Origin of the sequence: Antrihabitans stalagmiti (genome assembly GCF_016482825.1) — a bacterium.
In the GTDB taxonomy this organism is placed as follows: domain Bacteria; phylum Actinomycetota; class Actinomycetes; order Mycobacteriales; family Mycobacteriaceae; genus Antrihabitans; species Antrihabitans stalagmiti.
In genome coordinates, this window is the sequence record NZ_JAEMNV010000003.1 from 57,055 (window position 1) to 71,852 (window position 14,798).

A 14,798-nucleotide genomic window follows, 5' to 3' on the forward strand; every position below is an offset into this window, starting at 1 on the left:
TGCAGATGGAGACCTGTTTGTTTGCAAATACCCCGCGCGGGGTGACACCGGCGTGCTGCAGTATCCCAGGGCGGGCAGTGAGAACGGGAGGCGTCGTGTTTCGCATGAAGTCCTGGCTCGCTGTGCTCGCGGTCGCCATGACAGTCGTGGGGTGTGGCGGGGCGCCCGACACCGATGTCGAGGTCTTCACCTGGTGGGCCAACGGTTCCGAGAGGGCCGGGCTGGATGCGCTCGTGACGGTATTCGAGGAGCAGCATCCTGGTCTCACCTTCGTCAACGGCGCCGTCGCTGGTGGCGCTGGCTCAACGGCGAGGGATGTCCTGAACTATCGAATGGGTGCAGGCGATCCACCCGACACCTTCCAGGCGCACGCAGGCAAGGAACTGACCGACTACATCCTCGGCAATCGGGTGCAGGACCTCAAGGGGCTCTACGACGAAAACGGTTGGAGTTCGGTCTTTCCCGAGCAGCTGCTGCAACTGCTGACCGTCGACGGCAAGATCTACTCGGTTCCCTCGAACGTGCACAGGGCCAATGTGGTGTGGGGCAACGCGGACGTTCTGACGCGGGCCGGATTGGACATGGAGTCGAGGCCGGAGAACCTCGACGACTGGTTCGTTCAGCTGGACCGGATCAAGGCTGCAGGCATCGTTCCCCTTGCGATCGGCAAGGATTGGACGCAGGTACATCTGCTCGAGGTGGTGTTGCTCGCTCGACTCGGCGCCAACGACTACACGGGCTTGTTCGACGGTAGGACGGACTGGCGCTCCCCCGCCGTCGCGGGCGCGGTCGCAGACTTCGCGCGGTTGATGTCCTACACCAACAGCGACTTCCAATTTTTGGATTGGGAAGCGGCGACCCAGCTTGTGATCGATGGCAAAGCTGCCTACAACGTCATGGGTGACTGGGCCGAAGTTGTCTTCCGCGAACAGGATTGGCGGTACGACGTCGATTACATCGCGTTCCCTGTCCCCGGCACGGCCGACGAGTTCGACTTCCTTGCCGACTCGTTCACGCTGCCGGTCGGCGCGCGAGACGAGGGTGGCGCAAGAGCGTGGCTGGAGACTGTTGGCAGTGTGGAAGGGCAGAAGGCCTTCAATATTGCGAAGGGTTCGATACCAGCCCGAACCGACATCGGTACGGATGGTTTCGGGCCCTATCAAACGACGGCGATCGCGTCCTACATGTCGGACGACATCGTGCCGTCACTCGCGCACGGTGCGGCGACGCCGGTGCGCTGGTTGGCCGACATCACTGCGGCGGTAAGGCAATTCGGTACCAAGCAGGATGTCGCAGCGTTGACGGCGGCGCTGATCGCGGCAGCGGAGCAGAATCGCAGCTGACGTCGACAGGTCAGTATTCAGCTATCTAGCAAATATCGAACATTGCTGTAGAGATGCGATATTCAGTCCGACTGGCTACGCAGATACCGCCCGAAGTGCGGCACGGTGAAGCCGATCGTTCCGCGTTCGGCGGAGTAGATCAGGCCCTTCTTGATGAGTCCGTCGCGAGCGGGCGACAGCGACGCAGGTTTGCGACCGAGTTCTGCGGCGATCTTCGCCGTCGCAACGGGTCCGTCGTCGCCAGAAAGGTCGGCCATCGCCCGCATATATTCGCGTTCGGCAGGCGTCGCGCGCTCGTAGCGAGAGCCGAAGAAGCCGACAGCAAGTTCCTCCTCGGCGGACGGTGCCGCAACGCGAACATCCTCGCCGGTTATCGGCGTTCCGGCGGCCAAGTCCCACGTCGCCTTGCCGTATGCCTGGACGAAGAACGGGTAGCCGTCTGCCTTTGCGTACAGCGCATCGAGTGCGTCGATCGTGTATTCGACACCTTCTCGCTCTGCCGGGGCGATCAGGGCGAGGTCGGCTGCGTCGCGATCGAGCCGGTCGATGCGGTGGTAGCTGAACAGGCGTTCGGAGTAGCTCTTCGAGGCCGACAACACCGCGGGCAGGTGTGGCAGACCAGCGCCGACGACGATCAAAGGCGCTGCGTCCTGGCTCAATTCGTGGCAAGCGCCGCAGATGGCAGAGATGTCCGCCGCGCCGAGGTCCTGCATCTCGTCGATGAAGATCGCGATCCCGACGCCGATGTCGCGAGCGAGAGACGAAGCGTCGAGCAATAGTTCGACGAGGTCGATCTCGATGTCACCGGAGTCGGCTCGGCCGGTCATCGCCGGTACGTCGATACCTGGCTGCCACCGTTCCCGCATGCCCTTGTCGGCGGTCGCTCGGAGCGCGAAGGCTTTGAGCACGCCGAGGAAGTCGTCGACGCGGTCGGGATCGCGATGGGCCGTGCCGATTGCGCGAATAGCCATGTGCAATGCCGACGACAACGGTCTGCGGAGGTCTTGGTCGGGGCGGGCCTCGATCTTGCCGGTCCCCCACCCTCGCGAGATGGCGGCGGAGCGAAGTTGATTGAGCAGCACAGTTTTTCCGACGCCACGCAAACCTGTCAGAACAACGCTGCGTTCGGGCCGACTCCGAGCTATCCGCTCGAGTACGACGTCGAACGCGTCCAATTGCTTGTCACGCCCAGCAAGTTCCGGTGGGCGCTGGCCGGCACCGGGAGCGTACGGGTTGCGCACGGGATCCATGAGGTTGGAAGGTAACAACCTTCGTAGTCGATTCTCGTCACATCTAGCGCGTGTCCTAGATGTGGCTATGGATTGTTATCGACAAAACTCGTCCTGCAATTATTCGGCTATCTAGCGAAATTGCTAGTTTTCGATAGATTGACCTACGTTCGACGCAGCCTCACCCGATCTTCGCGCCCATCATGTAGACGTTGTAGTCGTTCCAGGTGCTGATGTTGAGGTAGAGATCCTCACCCGTCGACCACGGATGGATGAAGCCTCCGTACAGCTGGGGATACTGGGTCACGCTGACCAGCTGCGCCGGTTCGGACCACAGGCCCTGCGGCGAATCGGATTCGCGCAGCACGATTCCCAGACGAGAGGTGTCGAGATAGCTCATCTGCCAGACGTTTCGGGAGCTGTCGTACCGAACCGACAGCTCACCGACGGGCCCGGTGACAACCGGGGATGCAGCCTCGAATCCGCCGACCGGAGTCCACGAGTCGTTGCTCCAATACTGGTAGGCGGACGTATTGAGCACCTGGTCCTTCGGCACCCGCGCCAGGCCGACATCGCCGAGTCGGGTCGGGGGTGTGCCGAACATGTACACGTAGTCGCCCTGCGGAACCATGGCCGAAACCTGGAACTTCGAGAGTCCGAAGATGTTGTCCCACTTTGCGAACGGATCCTTAGTCCACGTCTGGCCATGGTCGTCGGAGTACGCGATGCCGCCGTGGTTGGTGAAGAACGTCCCTGGCAGACTCGACCATGTCCGCATCGACATGTAGCTCATGTACTGCCGGTCGCCGATAGCGAAGCCCGACGTCGGGATCGTCGTGATCTCGACGTTGTCGATCTTGCGGCTGCTCAGCAGTTCTGCTGCGTGACAACGACTGTCGGTGACCATCGAGTCGTAGCTGACGCCGTCGGAAAGTTCCCGATCCGTGCTGAACGCGAGCACGTTGCTCCGCCAGTCGCCGCCCATGCCGCCCGGCGGATGAAAACCGCGTCCAACGGTGTCACCGAACGCCGTCGCGATTTCTCCCGGCTTGGACTCCCACATGATGCCGAGATCGGTGCCGTACACCTGCCAACGCTTGTCGGTCCGGTTGATCGAGTGCGCGCCGGTCTGCTTCGAGATCTCGACGACCTCGCGAACGCGAGGAGTCGCTCGTGCAGGCGATCGGGGCGCAGGGTCGACTGCGGGCGTCACCTGCGCCGGCGGGGACGGCAGCGGGTCCGGCTGCTGACCGGGGACCGGAATGCCGAACACGAACGGCTGCGGCTTGAGAATGAGTTCGGGTAGTCCAAGCAGGCCGGCGAGGCTTTGCGGCGCCGGGCCTTCGTCGGTCAGATCGGGACACGGGTCCGTGCATGGGTCGGCGGGCAGGTCGGTCTGGATGCGGACAGGCGCTGTCGTCGGCGCTGGATATGGGACCGGTGAAATCACGGGGTACTGAATCGGCATTTCGAGGGTCTTCGGTATCGGTCCGACGTGGACCGGTTTCGGATCCGTCGAGCAGGGACCACTTCCGGTGACTCCGGTCGGTGCGCCGGTCGGTTCGGCGTGTGCATCGCCGTCGTTCGAGCTGACGATGACGCCAGTACCGAGCGCGACGGACAGCAGCGCCGCAAGAATTCTCTTCTGCATTCGATTCCTCCCGATTCGACCCGCCGAGTCGACCCGCTCAGCAACATAGCACCGGGAAGATAGGCAGGTCGCCGCTAGACTTCCGGCATGGTGGCGGCGCCGAAACGGGTGTTCATAGACAAGCAGAATCCGGCGGCGTACAAGGCCCTCACCTCGCTCGCGTTCGAGATCCGTGCAGCGGCGGCGGCCGTCGGTTTGCCGAGGACGCTGATGGAGTTGGTGAACGTCAGGGTGTCGCAGATCAACCGTTGCGTCTTCTGTCTGGATCTACACACCCGACTGGCGCTGGAAGCCGGCGAGAGCACGCAGCGTTTGGCGGTTCTGCCTGCGTGGAACGAGACGGATCTCTTCGACGACAGCGAGCGCGCGGCCTTGACGTTGGCGGAGGCGGTCACTCGCGTGGCCGGGCAGCACCTCGACGACGCCGAATACGCCGCGTTGCACGAGCAGTTCGACGACGCTCAGATTGCCGTGGTGATCTGGGCAGCCGTTGCGATCAATGCATTCAATCGGGTGTCGATCATGAGCAGACATCCGATCAGATCGGTAGTAGCCGAGCGGTAGCCGCTATCTGTAATCGGTCGGCTTTTCCGCAACGCCGATACTTGATGTAACAACTCGATACAGTTATCCGGTGGCTATTCCGGACTGGTTGGACGAAACCGAGTCGCGTGCGTGGAAGGGCTATGTGCTCACCCGCGACCGGCTTGCAGCCGCCATCGGACGAGATCTGGCGCGCGAATCCGATCTGACCTTCGTCGAGTATCACGTGTTGGCGTCGTTGCATTCGACGCCGCAGCACCGAATGGGGCTCAGCGAGTTGGCTGACACGCTGCAGTGGTCGCAGAGCAGGCTGTCGCATCAGATCACGCGTATGGAACGGCGGAAGTTGGTCGCTCGCGAATCGGCCGTAAGGGATGCGCGCTGCTCGGACGCTGTGCTGACAGAGACCGGGTTGGAGACCTTGTGCAACGCGGCACCCGGCCATATCGCGAGCGTGCGCAAGCACTTCATCGACAATCTCGATGATGTGCAGTTGGCAACGCTCGCAGACACTTTCGACACTTTGCTGAAGTATCTCACCGGTGGCGAGCCGGGGCCGAGTCCGCAGAACACCTAGCTCATCAGGCGTTTATGGCGTCACGCTCTGTTGCGGCGACGCTCGCCAGGTTCTCGAACTTGACGGCCTGGCCTGCAGCGCCCCAGTTGCCCTCGGGTACCTCACGAATCAGTGTCCAGACATGCAACGCCTGCTCGCTTTGTGGATTCAGTCCCGCCGCGCTGACCACTGCCTCGTGGACCTCGCCGATCAGGATGTCTTTGCGACGCTGCGATAGCGCGCCGGCCGGTACGGTGATGTCGACGCGGAACCGCGGAGCACCGCCGGGTCGGCCGCCGACCGCGAGGTGGTGCTGCGGCAGTTCGTGCAGGTAGGTCCAGGTGATGCCGCGGAAGAACTCGGTATCGGGAGCCTTCTCCGCGCGCAGCAGAATCGTGACCAGGTCGTCGAGCAGTTGTGCCGACTTGTCCGGTGAAATCGCGCCTTCGGGAATTGTCAGATCGATCAACGGCATTGTCAGTCATCGCCCTTCGGTGTCGGAGTCACGGACTTCTCGCCCGTATTATGTAGTATGGCATAGCACTGACTTGCTGTACCAGTGTGATCGAGCGGCTCGTCGACAGGACTCGGATCGCAACCCGGCCACAGATGCGCATATCCGACTTTGACAATCGTTTGCAATAGCGGCTACTTCTTGCGTATGGCAACCACACTTCTTCACCGATCAGGCGGCGCCGCCGTGGCGATATCCCTCGCGGCAGCACTTGCGGTCGGGTGCTCGTCGAACGAGCCCGACGGCACCGCGTCCGCTACCTCGACTACTCCACAAGAGTCCGAACCGATCGAATCCGAAACGGCACAGCCCCGACTGACCGTCACCTACGACGGCGGGATCATGGTGCTGGACGCTGACACGCTGGGGCTGATCCAGACAACCGAACTGGACGGATTCAACCGCGTGAATCCCGCGGGCGACAGCAGGCATGTGCTGGTCTCGCACGGCAATTCGTTCCGCGTCCTCGATGTCGGAACCTGGAGCGACAGTCATGGCGATCATTCCCACCACTACACGGCGCCGCCGCAACTGACCGACGTCGAGTTCGAGTCCTCCGAACCCGGCCACGTCGTTCGCCACGATGGCAAGACGGTGTTGTTCTTCGACGGATCGGGTCTGGTCGAGATTTTCGATCCGAACACACTCGACGGTAAGCCGGAGACCCGTACCTACACCGCCCCGGATCCCCATCACGGTGTTGCTGTCGAGCTCGCCGACGGACGCCTGGTCACGAGTCTGGGTACCGACGAAAAGCGTACGGGCATAGTCGTTCTCGATGCGGCGCGGACCGAAACCGCACGCAGCGAGGACTGCCCCGGCGTGCACGGCGAGGCTGTTGCAGCAAACGAGGCCGTGACCTTCGGCTGCGAGAACGGTGTGATCGTGTTCAAGGACGGAGCCATCCGCAAGATCGCCAGCCCCGACTCCTACGGCCGAATCGGAAACCTGTCGGCCAAGGAAGACTCGCCGATCGTGCTCGGTGACTACAAGGTCGACCCGAATGCCGAGTTGGAACGCCCGACGCGGGTGTCGCTGGTGAACACCGAAACCGGCGAATTGAAGCTCGTCGAACTGGGTACGTCATACACGTTTCGGTCGCTCGGTCGGGGACCAGCTGGTGAGGGACTGGTCCTCGGCACCGACGGAACACTGCAGGTCATCGACCCTGTCAGCGGGGCTGTAACCAGTCGCTTCCCGGTCATCGCGCCGTGGTCCGAGCCGCAGGAGTGGCAGTCACCGAGGCCCGCGCTGTACGTGCAGGGCAACGAGGCCTTCGTGACCGAGCCTGCGACCGACTCGATCCACACGGTCGACCTCGCGTCCGGCAGCGTGACCAAGTCCGAGAAGGTTCCGCACACCCCAAACGAAATCACCGGTGTGACGGGGTAAGGGCCTGCGGCGTCGTGCGCGGTTGACGGGTCCATGGACCCATCAGCCGCGCACGAGCGGCTAAGGAGCCTATCGGGTGAAGCCGGGCGGGATGATCAGATCGTCGGCGGTCAGGTCATGAATCGAGGAATGACCGGTTCCGAGGATGGCGGAGTCGATACCGCCCCTGAGGATGTCGAGAACGTTCTCGACCCCTGCCTGCCCACCGGCCGCAAGGCCCCAGAGATACGCGCGACCGATCATGACGGCCCGGGCGCCGAGGGCGACTGCCTTCACGACATCACTGCCGCGACGGATACCACCGTCGAGAACGATCTCGACCTGATCTCCGACGGCTTCCGCGATGGCAGGCAGGACGCGGATCGGTGCAGGCGTGCCGTCGAGATTGTTGCCGCCGTGATTGGACACCGAGATCGCAGTGACACCGGCCTCGACCGCTCGCTTGGCATCGTCGACGCGCATGATGCCCTTCAACATAAACGGCCCACCCCACTGCTCGCGAAGCCACGCGACGTCCTCCCAGGTCGGCAGCGGTGTACCCATCCATTCGCCATAGGCCCCGAAGAAGGTCGGCGGTGTTTCGCCCGGTCGAGCCAGGTTCGGCGTCGTCAGGTCGGGCACCTTGCCGGTCTTCGCGAAATCGAGTAGCCACCGTGGCCGCAGCAGACCTTCCGGTGCGAATCGAGCCATCGCACGGAGGTCCATTTTCTCGGGGATAGCTGGGCTGCCCCAATCTCGACCGTTCGAGAAGGACCAATCCAGCGTCACGATCAATCCCGATGCCCCTGCGCTTCGTGCGCGTTCCATCCGTTCGACCATGCGCTCGCGGGTGCCGACCCAGTACATCTGGAAGAAGGTCTGCGGATTCGCTGCGCAGACCTCTTCGACCGGTTTGCTTGCAAACGACGACAATCCGACCACGGTGCCTCGGGCGGCCGCGGCTCGCGCGACTGCCACCTCCCCGTCCGGGTGCACGGCCTGCACACCGGTCGGTGAAATGATCACCGGTAGCGAAATCTGCTGTCCCATAATCGTTGTCGACAGGTCGCGTTTGGCCGACAGATTCGCGACGTGCGGTGCGAAGCCGAGTTCACCGAATGCCGCAACATTGTCGTCGATCGACAGACCCTGCTCCGAGCCGGCGACGAGTGCCGAGTAAACCGACTTGGGCAGCCGCTTGCGTGCTCGACGTTGCGCCTCGGCAACGGTCTCGAACCATCCTGTTCTACTCATGGTCGTGTCCTATTCCATTCCTGCTAAGGGGTTTTCGTCACAGATCTTGGCCGGGGGACGCAGCATCAACGTCAAGGGAACAGACGCGCGTGGCGTCTTTCGCTGACCGGTTCGGGAGTGGTCGACGCTGGACTTCGGGATCGAACCTGCTGCGGCAAGGGCGGATTCACCGTTGCCGAGCACACATTCGGGGTCCGGACCGTCCATGGGAAGGCCGGTGAAGAATTTGGCCGCCATACATCCGCCGCGGCACGAGTCGAAGAACGAGCACTTGGTGCACGCCCCACCGGTCTGGGGTGAGCGAAGCTCGGTGAACAGTTCCGAGGTCTGCCAGACGTGCTGAAAACCACCGTCGCGCAGAATGTTTCCCGCAAGAAAGTTCTCGTGGATCGCAAACGGGCAGGCGTAGACGTCGCCGATCGGATCGATCAGGCACACCACGCGCCCCGCGCCGCAAAGATTGAGCCCCGGCAGCGCGTCACCGAATGCGGACAGGTGGAAGAACGAATCGCCAGTGAGGACGCCCTCACCGTTGGCTACCAGCCAGTTGTACAGCTCCCGCTGCTGAATATTGGTCGGATGCAGGTCGTTCCACACATCCGCGCCACGGCCGGCCGGCCGTAGCCGGGTGATTCGCAGAGTCGCGCCGTATTTGTCCGCAAGTGCCTTGAACTCGTCGAGTTGTGGGACGTTGTGCCGGGTGACGACGACCGAGATCTTGGCATCCTTGAAGCCGGCTTCGGCGAGGTTTTCCAGTGCCCTGATTGCCATGTCGAACGATCCTGGACCACGAACCGCGTCGTTGACCTCGGCGGTCGCGCCGTCGAGCGAGATCTGCACGTCGACGTAGTCGGACGCGGCGAGACGTGCTGCGACCTTCTTGTCTATCCGCACCCCGTTCGTCGAAAACTTCACTCCGACCTGGTGTGCCGTCGCGTAGTCGACGAGTTCCCAGAAGTCCGAGCGCACGGTCGGCTCGCCACCTCCGATGTTGACGTAGAACACCTGCATACGCTGCAACTCGTCGATTACCGCCTTGCACTGTTCGGTCGACAGTTCACGCGGATCGCGGCGACCCGACGACGAAAGGCAGTGCACGCAAGACAGATTGCAGGCGTAGGTGAGTTCCCACGTCAGACAGATGGGCGCGTCGAGACCGAGTTCGAATTGATCGACGAGTTTGCCGACGCGGGCGGGTTGTTCCAGCACAGTGGTCATGTGAAAAGTCCTCAGGATTGCGAGTCGGAGTCGGAGTCGGCTGTCGCGCGAACGAGCATGTTGGATCGCACCAGTGCGGACAGAGCGGTCACGTACGGGCGCGCGGCTGATCTGTCGATCCCGGCGGCCTGGAATGCGGCCCACGCGTCGGGGTGGCTTGGTAGCGCACGAACCAAGTCGACAACGGTCTGGTTCTTGAGGAACGACAGTTTGCGTGTTCCGAAGTGATAGAGGAGCGCCCCGAAAGGTTCCGGACGTAGGGCGACCATCGGGTGCAGTCGCCAGCACGCGTCGAACTCGAATTCCGGGGCCTCCCCCATCACCGTGGACATGTCAGTAGACCCCGCACATACCGTCGATCGACACTTCTTCGACCAACTGCTCTTCGACGAGATCGTCGTTGGTCACCGCGGTCGATGTTGCAGCCGTGGGCGAGTTGCTTTCGGACATTGGAGCCTCCTTGGTTGTGACGTGTCACACACGATATTGGCACCGAGTGCGTAATTGAAGGGCCAGCGACCGAAACCGTCCGAAGTGCGCCACAGAACTGACCGATCGGGTAGGTGGGTGCAGCCTTGTCGGAGAGTCGAACTCCGCCTGATGGGCGGAATCGCCAGCGGCGCAGCGCAACTAGCGTTGAATCGACACGCGAACGGCGAGAGGGCGACCATGTCGACAACTACGGTGAGGTTGGATCCGCTCGAGCCGTGCCTGCGCGGCGAGTGGACCCACGACGACGTGACGGTTCGTCGAGTAGCGGACTACCCGCTACCGGAGCATCCGGTGCAGCCAGGACTGTCCGACTCTGTCCGTACTCCTCATTTTCAGGTGTTCCGCGACCTGCGCGGGCTTACGATCGTGCACTCGCTGACGGTTGCAAGCCTGTCCGACGAACTTGCGACCATCGTCGCCGACGAACTCGATGCGCCGGGATACATAGACGGGGAGAGGGAGTTTCAACTCGTTCTCGTCGGGCTCATCAGATCGACGGTGCCAGGCGCCATCGAATCCTGGCGGTACTTCTACAGGCGCTCGATCGAGCGTCTGGAAGACGGTAGCGCGAGCTTCGCTGCCGTTCACGAGCACGCCGAAGCGCTGATCGTCGGACGCGAGCTGCTCGATCTGGGCTCGTGTTTCGGCTTCTTCCCGCTCCGCATCGCAGCGGGTGACATCGATATCGCGGTCACCGCAAGCGATCTCATCGGCGACACGATGCGACTGCTCGACCGCGTCGCGGGCGATCTCGGCCGACCGTTGCGCACGCTGACCTGCGACGCCCGCGAGGTACCGCTATCGTCCCGCAGCGCCGATACCGTGACCGCGATCCATCTGCTCGAGCATCTCGACCGTACGGCGGCGATCGAAGTTCTCGACGAAGCGATTCGGCTGGCACGACGGCGGGTGGTCGTCGCAGTTCCGTTCGAGGGCCAGCCACGCGAATGCTTCGGCCACATACAGGCTTTCGACCTCGACTCGCTGTACCACCTCGGCTGTGCGGTAGCGAGCTTGCACAGTGGTGTCAGCGTCGAGGTGCACGAGCATCACGGTGGTTGGCTGGTCTTCGACCGATCCTGCTAGATCAAGCCGCTCTTGCTTGCTGCGTACACGGCTTCGGCGCGACGTGACACTTCGAGCTTGCGCAGGATGTTGCTGACGTGGAATTTGGCGGTCGTCCCCGAGATGTACAGCTTCTCACCGATTTTCGCGTTCGATAGCCCGGCGGCGAGCAGTCGGAGGACCTCCAGCTCACGGCTTGTGAGGCGTTCTCGATGTGTGGTGCGACCGTTCAGCGACCGCACCACCGCGGCCGCACTTCGGGAATCGAATGCACTCTCACCCTTCGATACCGCCCGGATAGCCCGAACGAGTTCGGTCGTGTCCACGTCCTTGACGACGTACCCTTTCGCGCCGGCATGTACCGCTCGAACGACAATTTCGTCGTCGAGGAAGGTCGTCAGGACCAATAGACCGATGCCCTCGTGGGCGGCAGAAAGCTTCGCGCACAACGAGAGTCCCTCGTACTCAGAGCTGGCCGACAGCTTCAGGTCCATCAGGACGACGTCAGGAGCGACGCGGCTGACGACGGCATCGGCCTCTGCCTCCGACGACGCCTCGCCGACGACCTGCAGATCTGCTTCTCGTTCGAGCACCGACCGCAGACCCTGCCGCAGAATGGCGTGATCGTCGACGAGCACAAGCCGGATCACCCCGGTTTCGCGGGTGGTAGAACGTTGTCCGATCGGCGTGCCGAGCCCGGTTGCACTCGTCATAGTTGTTCTCCTACTTGTAAGGTCTGCGGTCGAACCGCGGCAGCGTCGGTGCGCGGGATGGTCGCCACGATCGACACACCGCCGATCCTGGCGCGACGCACCTCGAAGACGCCACCGTGATCTGCGGCTCGCGTTTTCATGTTGACCAGCCCGCGGTGATGACCGTTGACGTCGCCGATCTCCGCCATCTTCAGCATCAGCCGAAGTTTCTCCGGATCGCCGTCCCCGTCGTCGGAGACCGAAAGCAGCACGTCCTGCGCCCGGTACGCCAGCCGTACGATTGCGCGACTTGCGTTGCCGTGCATAGCTGTATTGAACAGAGCTTCCCCCGCGATCCGAAGTAGCGAGTGTTCCGTCTCGTTCGGCAGTTCGACGTGCTGCCCCTCGACCCGAAACCGGATGTGCAGATCTTCCGGCATGTGGACCGTGCAGAGTTGCCCGAGCAATTCGGGCAGCGTCGAGCGCCCCGAGTCCGCGGGATGATTCAGTGCATAGATGGCTGAACGAAGTTGTTCGACCGCTGTGCGCGTCATGTGTTTGGCGAGTTCCAGCCGCTGCCGTCGTTCCTCCGGCGGAATCTCGCGGCGGCATACTTCGATCTGCATGCCTGCCGACAGCACACACTGCGTCACGCTGTCGTGCAGCTCACGTGCGATGCGATGGCGTTCGGAGTCGAGAGCCTGATGACGTTGTGCGGCACCGAGTTCACGTTGCGTCGCCAGTAGCTCGATGTTGCGAGCAGCCAATTCGGTTGCGTGCCTGCTCGCCTCGGCGAATGCGCGTTCGGCTTGATCGAGCAAAGTCTGCGACTTTTGGAACAACGCCGAATTCTGCAGTGCCACTGCGGTTTGACTCGACAGGATCCGCATCACGGCCTTGTCGGTGCCGTCGAGAGTGCGGTGCTGCGGAGTCCACGCTGCGATCGCGCCGACGACGGCGCCGTTCAATTCGATCGGCACGTGGGCGTGGTGGCGTTCGACGACCGGAGCGGTGAACTGGTCGAGTTCACCGCGCAGTATGCCGTTCAACCGGTTCAGTACGTCGCTCGGCAGATTGGCGCCGGGTGCCTCGGCTGCGGCCCACCCTTCGAACGCGTACGCCGTCCCTTTCGCGTCCAGGATCAGATGCCGTGGTTGGGCTTCGGGCAGCGCGCCGTCCGCGAGAGCGATCAGGACCCAGTCGGCGTTCAGATGCGCCCGCGCGGCGTCGGCTACCGCGCGGACGAGACGCTCGGGTCCGTCGACGGTCTGGACCAGCGCGCGCGATATGGCGTCCAACGCGTGTACGACGCGTTCCAATCGTTGTGCGGCGCCACGAAATTCCGGATAGAACGTGCTCTTGCCCGACCGCACTCCGGTCAGGCTCGCCAAATCCGGAGGTCCTGGAAGTTTGCCTGTCACAGTGCGGTCCGGAACAGCGCCTGCATCTGCAACTCGTCCGCAGGGCGCGGATTGGTGGACATACACGCGTCACGCAGCGCGAGATGTGCCAGGCGTGTGATGTGGTCCTCGGTTACGCCCAACTCTCCGAGGCCGCGTGGGCCGCCTACCTCGATGGCGAGCTGTTCGACCCGATCGGCAAGTGCGAGTGCAGCTTCGAACGGGTCACCGCGGCTCTCGGGCACTCCGAGGCAGCCTGCGATCGTTGCATAGGGATACGGATCGGCCTCGGCGTTGAATCTGATGACATGCGGAAGGAGGATCCCGTTGATGACCCCGTGGGGTAGGTCGAGCATGCCGCCGACCTGATGGCTCATCGCATGTGCGGCACCGAGTATCGCGTTCGTGAACGCAAGGCCGGCTTCCAGACTCGCCTGCGCCATCATGGTGCGGGCAGGCATGAAGTTGGGTCGCTCCATGGTCTGCGCAAGGTGCCGGAACACCATCGCGACGGCGCGTAGCGCGTGATGATCGGTGAGTTGGTTGTGACCGAGTGACACGAATGCCTCGATGCCGTGCGTGAGTGCGTCGAGTCCAGTTGCGGCATTGAGCCATTCGGGCATGGTGGTGAGCAGGCGCGGATCGATCACGGTGATGTCGGGAACCAGTGCGCGGCCCAGAATCGTGATCTTGGTGCCGCGGGCGGTATCGGTGACGATGCAGAACTGCGATACGTCGGCACCGGTGCCCGAGGTGGACGGGACGACGACAAGCGGCGGAATCGGCCACGGCGCTTGATCGACGCCCTCGTAGTCGAGGATGTTGCCACCGTTGGCTGCAAGGATTGCGATCCCCTTCGCCGCGTCGATGACCGAGCCGCCGCCGATAGCGATCAGCACATCGCAGCCCTGATCACGGTAGAACTCGTGGCCCGCAGCGATCTCGTGGTCTTTCGGATTGGGAGTCAAGTCGTTCCAGGTGCGGGCGTCCAACCCGGCGTCGCGCAGATAGCCGAGCAGTTCGTCCGGCCAACCGGCCTCGATCATGCCCGGGTCGGTCACCAGCAACGGGCGGTGGGCGCCGAGCCTGACCGCGGCATGTGCGGCCTCGGCAACCGAGTTCTCGCCGAAGACGATTTCTGGCGCGTGGAACTTCAGCAGGCGACCTGGAGCGCCGGCAAGCGCTTGCCGCTGCGGAACCAGCAGCGGGATATGTGCAGGCGCGTCGTCCGCCAGGGCCTCGAGGTTCAGTGCCATGTCGACGTCGGCGGCTTTTCCGCGCGTCGAAACCGGCGTCGAATGTGATGACCGTGTAGCCACTGCTGTCCGCCTAACACCGAGCACGTTGTGATCCACGTTACAACTTGCTCTCGACGGTACGGCTGCCGCAGTCGAGTGCCAACCTGCGCGCGGACAGGTGCCTACCTGTCCGATCGGGTAGGTAGGGCGCTCGAGTACACGACTTGGGACT

At 63.0% G+C, this 14,798-nt stretch carries 15 protein-coding genes; 5 read left to right on the plus strand and 10 right to left on the minus strand.

All coding sequences use genetic code 11. The features are described from left to right. Nucleotides 1-104: 104 nt before the first annotated feature. The gene (locus tag JGU71_RS08810) at nucleotides 105-1,343 is read left to right on the plus strand and encodes an ABC transporter substrate-binding protein (RefSeq protein WP_199703707.1); all 1,239 of its coding nucleotides are present in this window, start codon (nucleotides 105-107) and stop codon (nucleotides 1,341-1,343) included. Between the two features lie 62 nt (nucleotides 1,344-1,405). On the opposite strand, the gene JGU71_RS08815 is transcribed toward JGU71_RS08810, so the two are convergent. Both JGU71_RS08815 and JGU71_RS08820 read right to left on the minus strand, forming a co-directional pair. Next, nucleotides 1,406-2,593: a DUF8462 domain-containing protein gene (locus tag JGU71_RS08815; RefSeq protein WP_199703708.1), complete on the minus strand. Its 1,188-nt coding sequence runs from the start codon at nucleotides 2,591-2,593 to the stop codon at nucleotides 1,406-1,408. 160 nt (nucleotides 2,594-2,753) lie between these two features. After that, nucleotides 2,754-4,223 carry a glycoside hydrolase family 183 protein gene (locus tag JGU71_RS08820; RefSeq protein ID WP_199703709.1) on the minus strand — a complete coding sequence of 490 codons (1,470 nt, stop codon included), beginning with the start codon at nucleotides 4,221-4,223 and terminating at the stop codon, nucleotides 2,754-2,756. 87 nt (nucleotides 4,224-4,310) lie between these two features. Here JGU71_RS08820 and JGU71_RS08825 point away from each other — a divergent pair, with 87 nt between their 5' ends. Together JGU71_RS08825 and JGU71_RS08830 are read left to right on the plus strand one after the other, a co-directional pair. Further along, entirely contained in the window at nucleotides 4,311-4,787 is a 477-nt protein-coding gene (locus JGU71_RS08825) for a carboxymuconolactone decarboxylase family protein (RefSeq protein ID WP_199703710.1), read from the plus strand. Nucleotides 4,788-4,857: 70 nt separating this feature from the next. Continuing rightward, complete coding sequence (locus JGU71_RS08830; protein ID WP_199703711.1) at nucleotides 4,858-5,343, plus strand: MarR family winged helix-turn-helix transcriptional regulator; 486 nt, start codon at nucleotides 4,858-4,860, stop codon at nucleotides 5,341-5,343. Nucleotides 5,344-5,347: 4 nt separating this feature from the next. Here the strand turns inward: JGU71_RS08830 and JGU71_RS08835 are convergent, their stop codons facing one another. Further along, nucleotides 5,348-5,797, minus strand: a complete 450-nt coding sequence (locus JGU71_RS08835) for a tautomerase family protein (RefSeq protein WP_199703712.1) — start codon at nucleotides 5,795-5,797, stop codon at nucleotides 5,348-5,350. A gap of 186 nt (nucleotides 5,798-5,983) precedes the next feature. Between JGU71_RS08835 and aztD the strand changes: the two genes are divergently transcribed. Then, nucleotides 5,984-7,228 carry a zinc metallochaperone AztD gene (gene aztD / locus JGU71_RS08840; RefSeq protein ID WP_199703713.1) on the plus strand — a complete coding sequence of 415 codons (1,245 nt, stop codon included), beginning with the start codon at nucleotides 5,984-5,986 and terminating at the stop codon, nucleotides 7,226-7,228. A 69-nt stretch (nucleotides 7,229-7,297) separates the two neighbouring features. On the opposite strand, the gene mftD is transcribed toward aztD, so the two are convergent. The 4 genes from mftD to mftA are packed head-to-tail and all read right to left on the minus strand — an operon-like array spanning nucleotide 7,298 to nucleotide 10,129. Continuing rightward, nucleotides 7,298-8,461, minus strand: coding sequence for a pre-mycofactocin synthase MftD (gene mftD / locus JGU71_RS08845; RefSeq protein ID WP_199703714.1), 1,164 nt, complete (start codon nucleotides 8,459-8,461; stop codon nucleotides 7,298-7,300). A 9-nt stretch (nucleotides 8,462-8,470) separates the two neighbouring features. Continuing rightward, a complete protein-coding gene (gene mftC / locus JGU71_RS08850) occupies nucleotides 8,471-9,679 on the minus strand; it encodes a mycofactocin radical SAM maturase (RefSeq protein WP_199703715.1) in 1,209 nt (402 codons plus the stop codon). Between the two features lie 11 nt (nucleotides 9,680-9,690). Beyond that, entirely contained in the window at nucleotides 9,691-10,011 is a 321-nt protein-coding gene (mftB, locus tag JGU71_RS08855; protein WP_199703716.1) for a mycofactocin biosynthesis chaperone MftB, read from the minus strand. A gap of 1 nt (nucleotide 10,012) precedes the next feature. Next, nucleotides 10,013-10,129: a mycofactocin precursor MftA gene (gene mftA / locus JGU71_RS08860; protein ID WP_199703717.1), complete on the minus strand. Its 117-nt coding sequence runs from the start codon at nucleotides 10,127-10,129 to the stop codon at nucleotides 10,013-10,015. A 219-nt stretch (nucleotides 10,130-10,348) separates the two neighbouring features. Between mftA and mftM the strand changes: the two genes are divergently transcribed. Then, complete coding sequence (gene mftM / locus JGU71_RS08865) at nucleotides 10,349-11,257, plus strand: mycofactocin oligosaccharide methyltransferase MftM (protein ID WP_199703718.1); 909 nt, start codon at nucleotides 10,349-10,351, stop codon at nucleotides 11,255-11,257. Here the strand turns inward: mftM and JGU71_RS08870 are convergent. The 3 genes from JGU71_RS08870 to JGU71_RS08880 are packed head-to-tail and all read right to left on the minus strand — an operon-like array spanning nucleotide 11,254 to nucleotide 14,584. Then, nucleotides 11,254-11,949: a MadR family response regulator transcription factor gene (locus tag JGU71_RS08870; protein WP_199703719.1), complete on the minus strand. Its 696-nt coding sequence runs from the start codon at nucleotides 11,947-11,949 to the stop codon at nucleotides 11,254-11,256. The genes mftM and JGU71_RS08870 overlap by 4 nt on opposite strands. Next, complete coding sequence (locus JGU71_RS08875; protein ID WP_199703720.1) at nucleotides 11,946-13,349, minus strand: MadS family sensor histidine kinase; 1,404 nt, start codon at nucleotides 13,347-13,349, stop codon at nucleotides 11,946-11,948. The genes JGU71_RS08870 and JGU71_RS08875 overlap by 4 nt, the downstream gene beginning before the upstream one ends. Then, nucleotides 13,346-14,584 carry an iron-containing alcohol dehydrogenase gene (locus JGU71_RS08880; RefSeq protein WP_199704521.1) on the minus strand — a complete coding sequence of 413 codons (1,239 nt, stop codon included), beginning with the start codon at nucleotides 14,582-14,584 and terminating at the stop codon, nucleotides 13,346-13,348. The genes JGU71_RS08875 and JGU71_RS08880 overlap by 4 nt, the downstream gene beginning before the upstream one ends. Nucleotides 14,585-14,798: the final 214 nt, after the last annotated feature.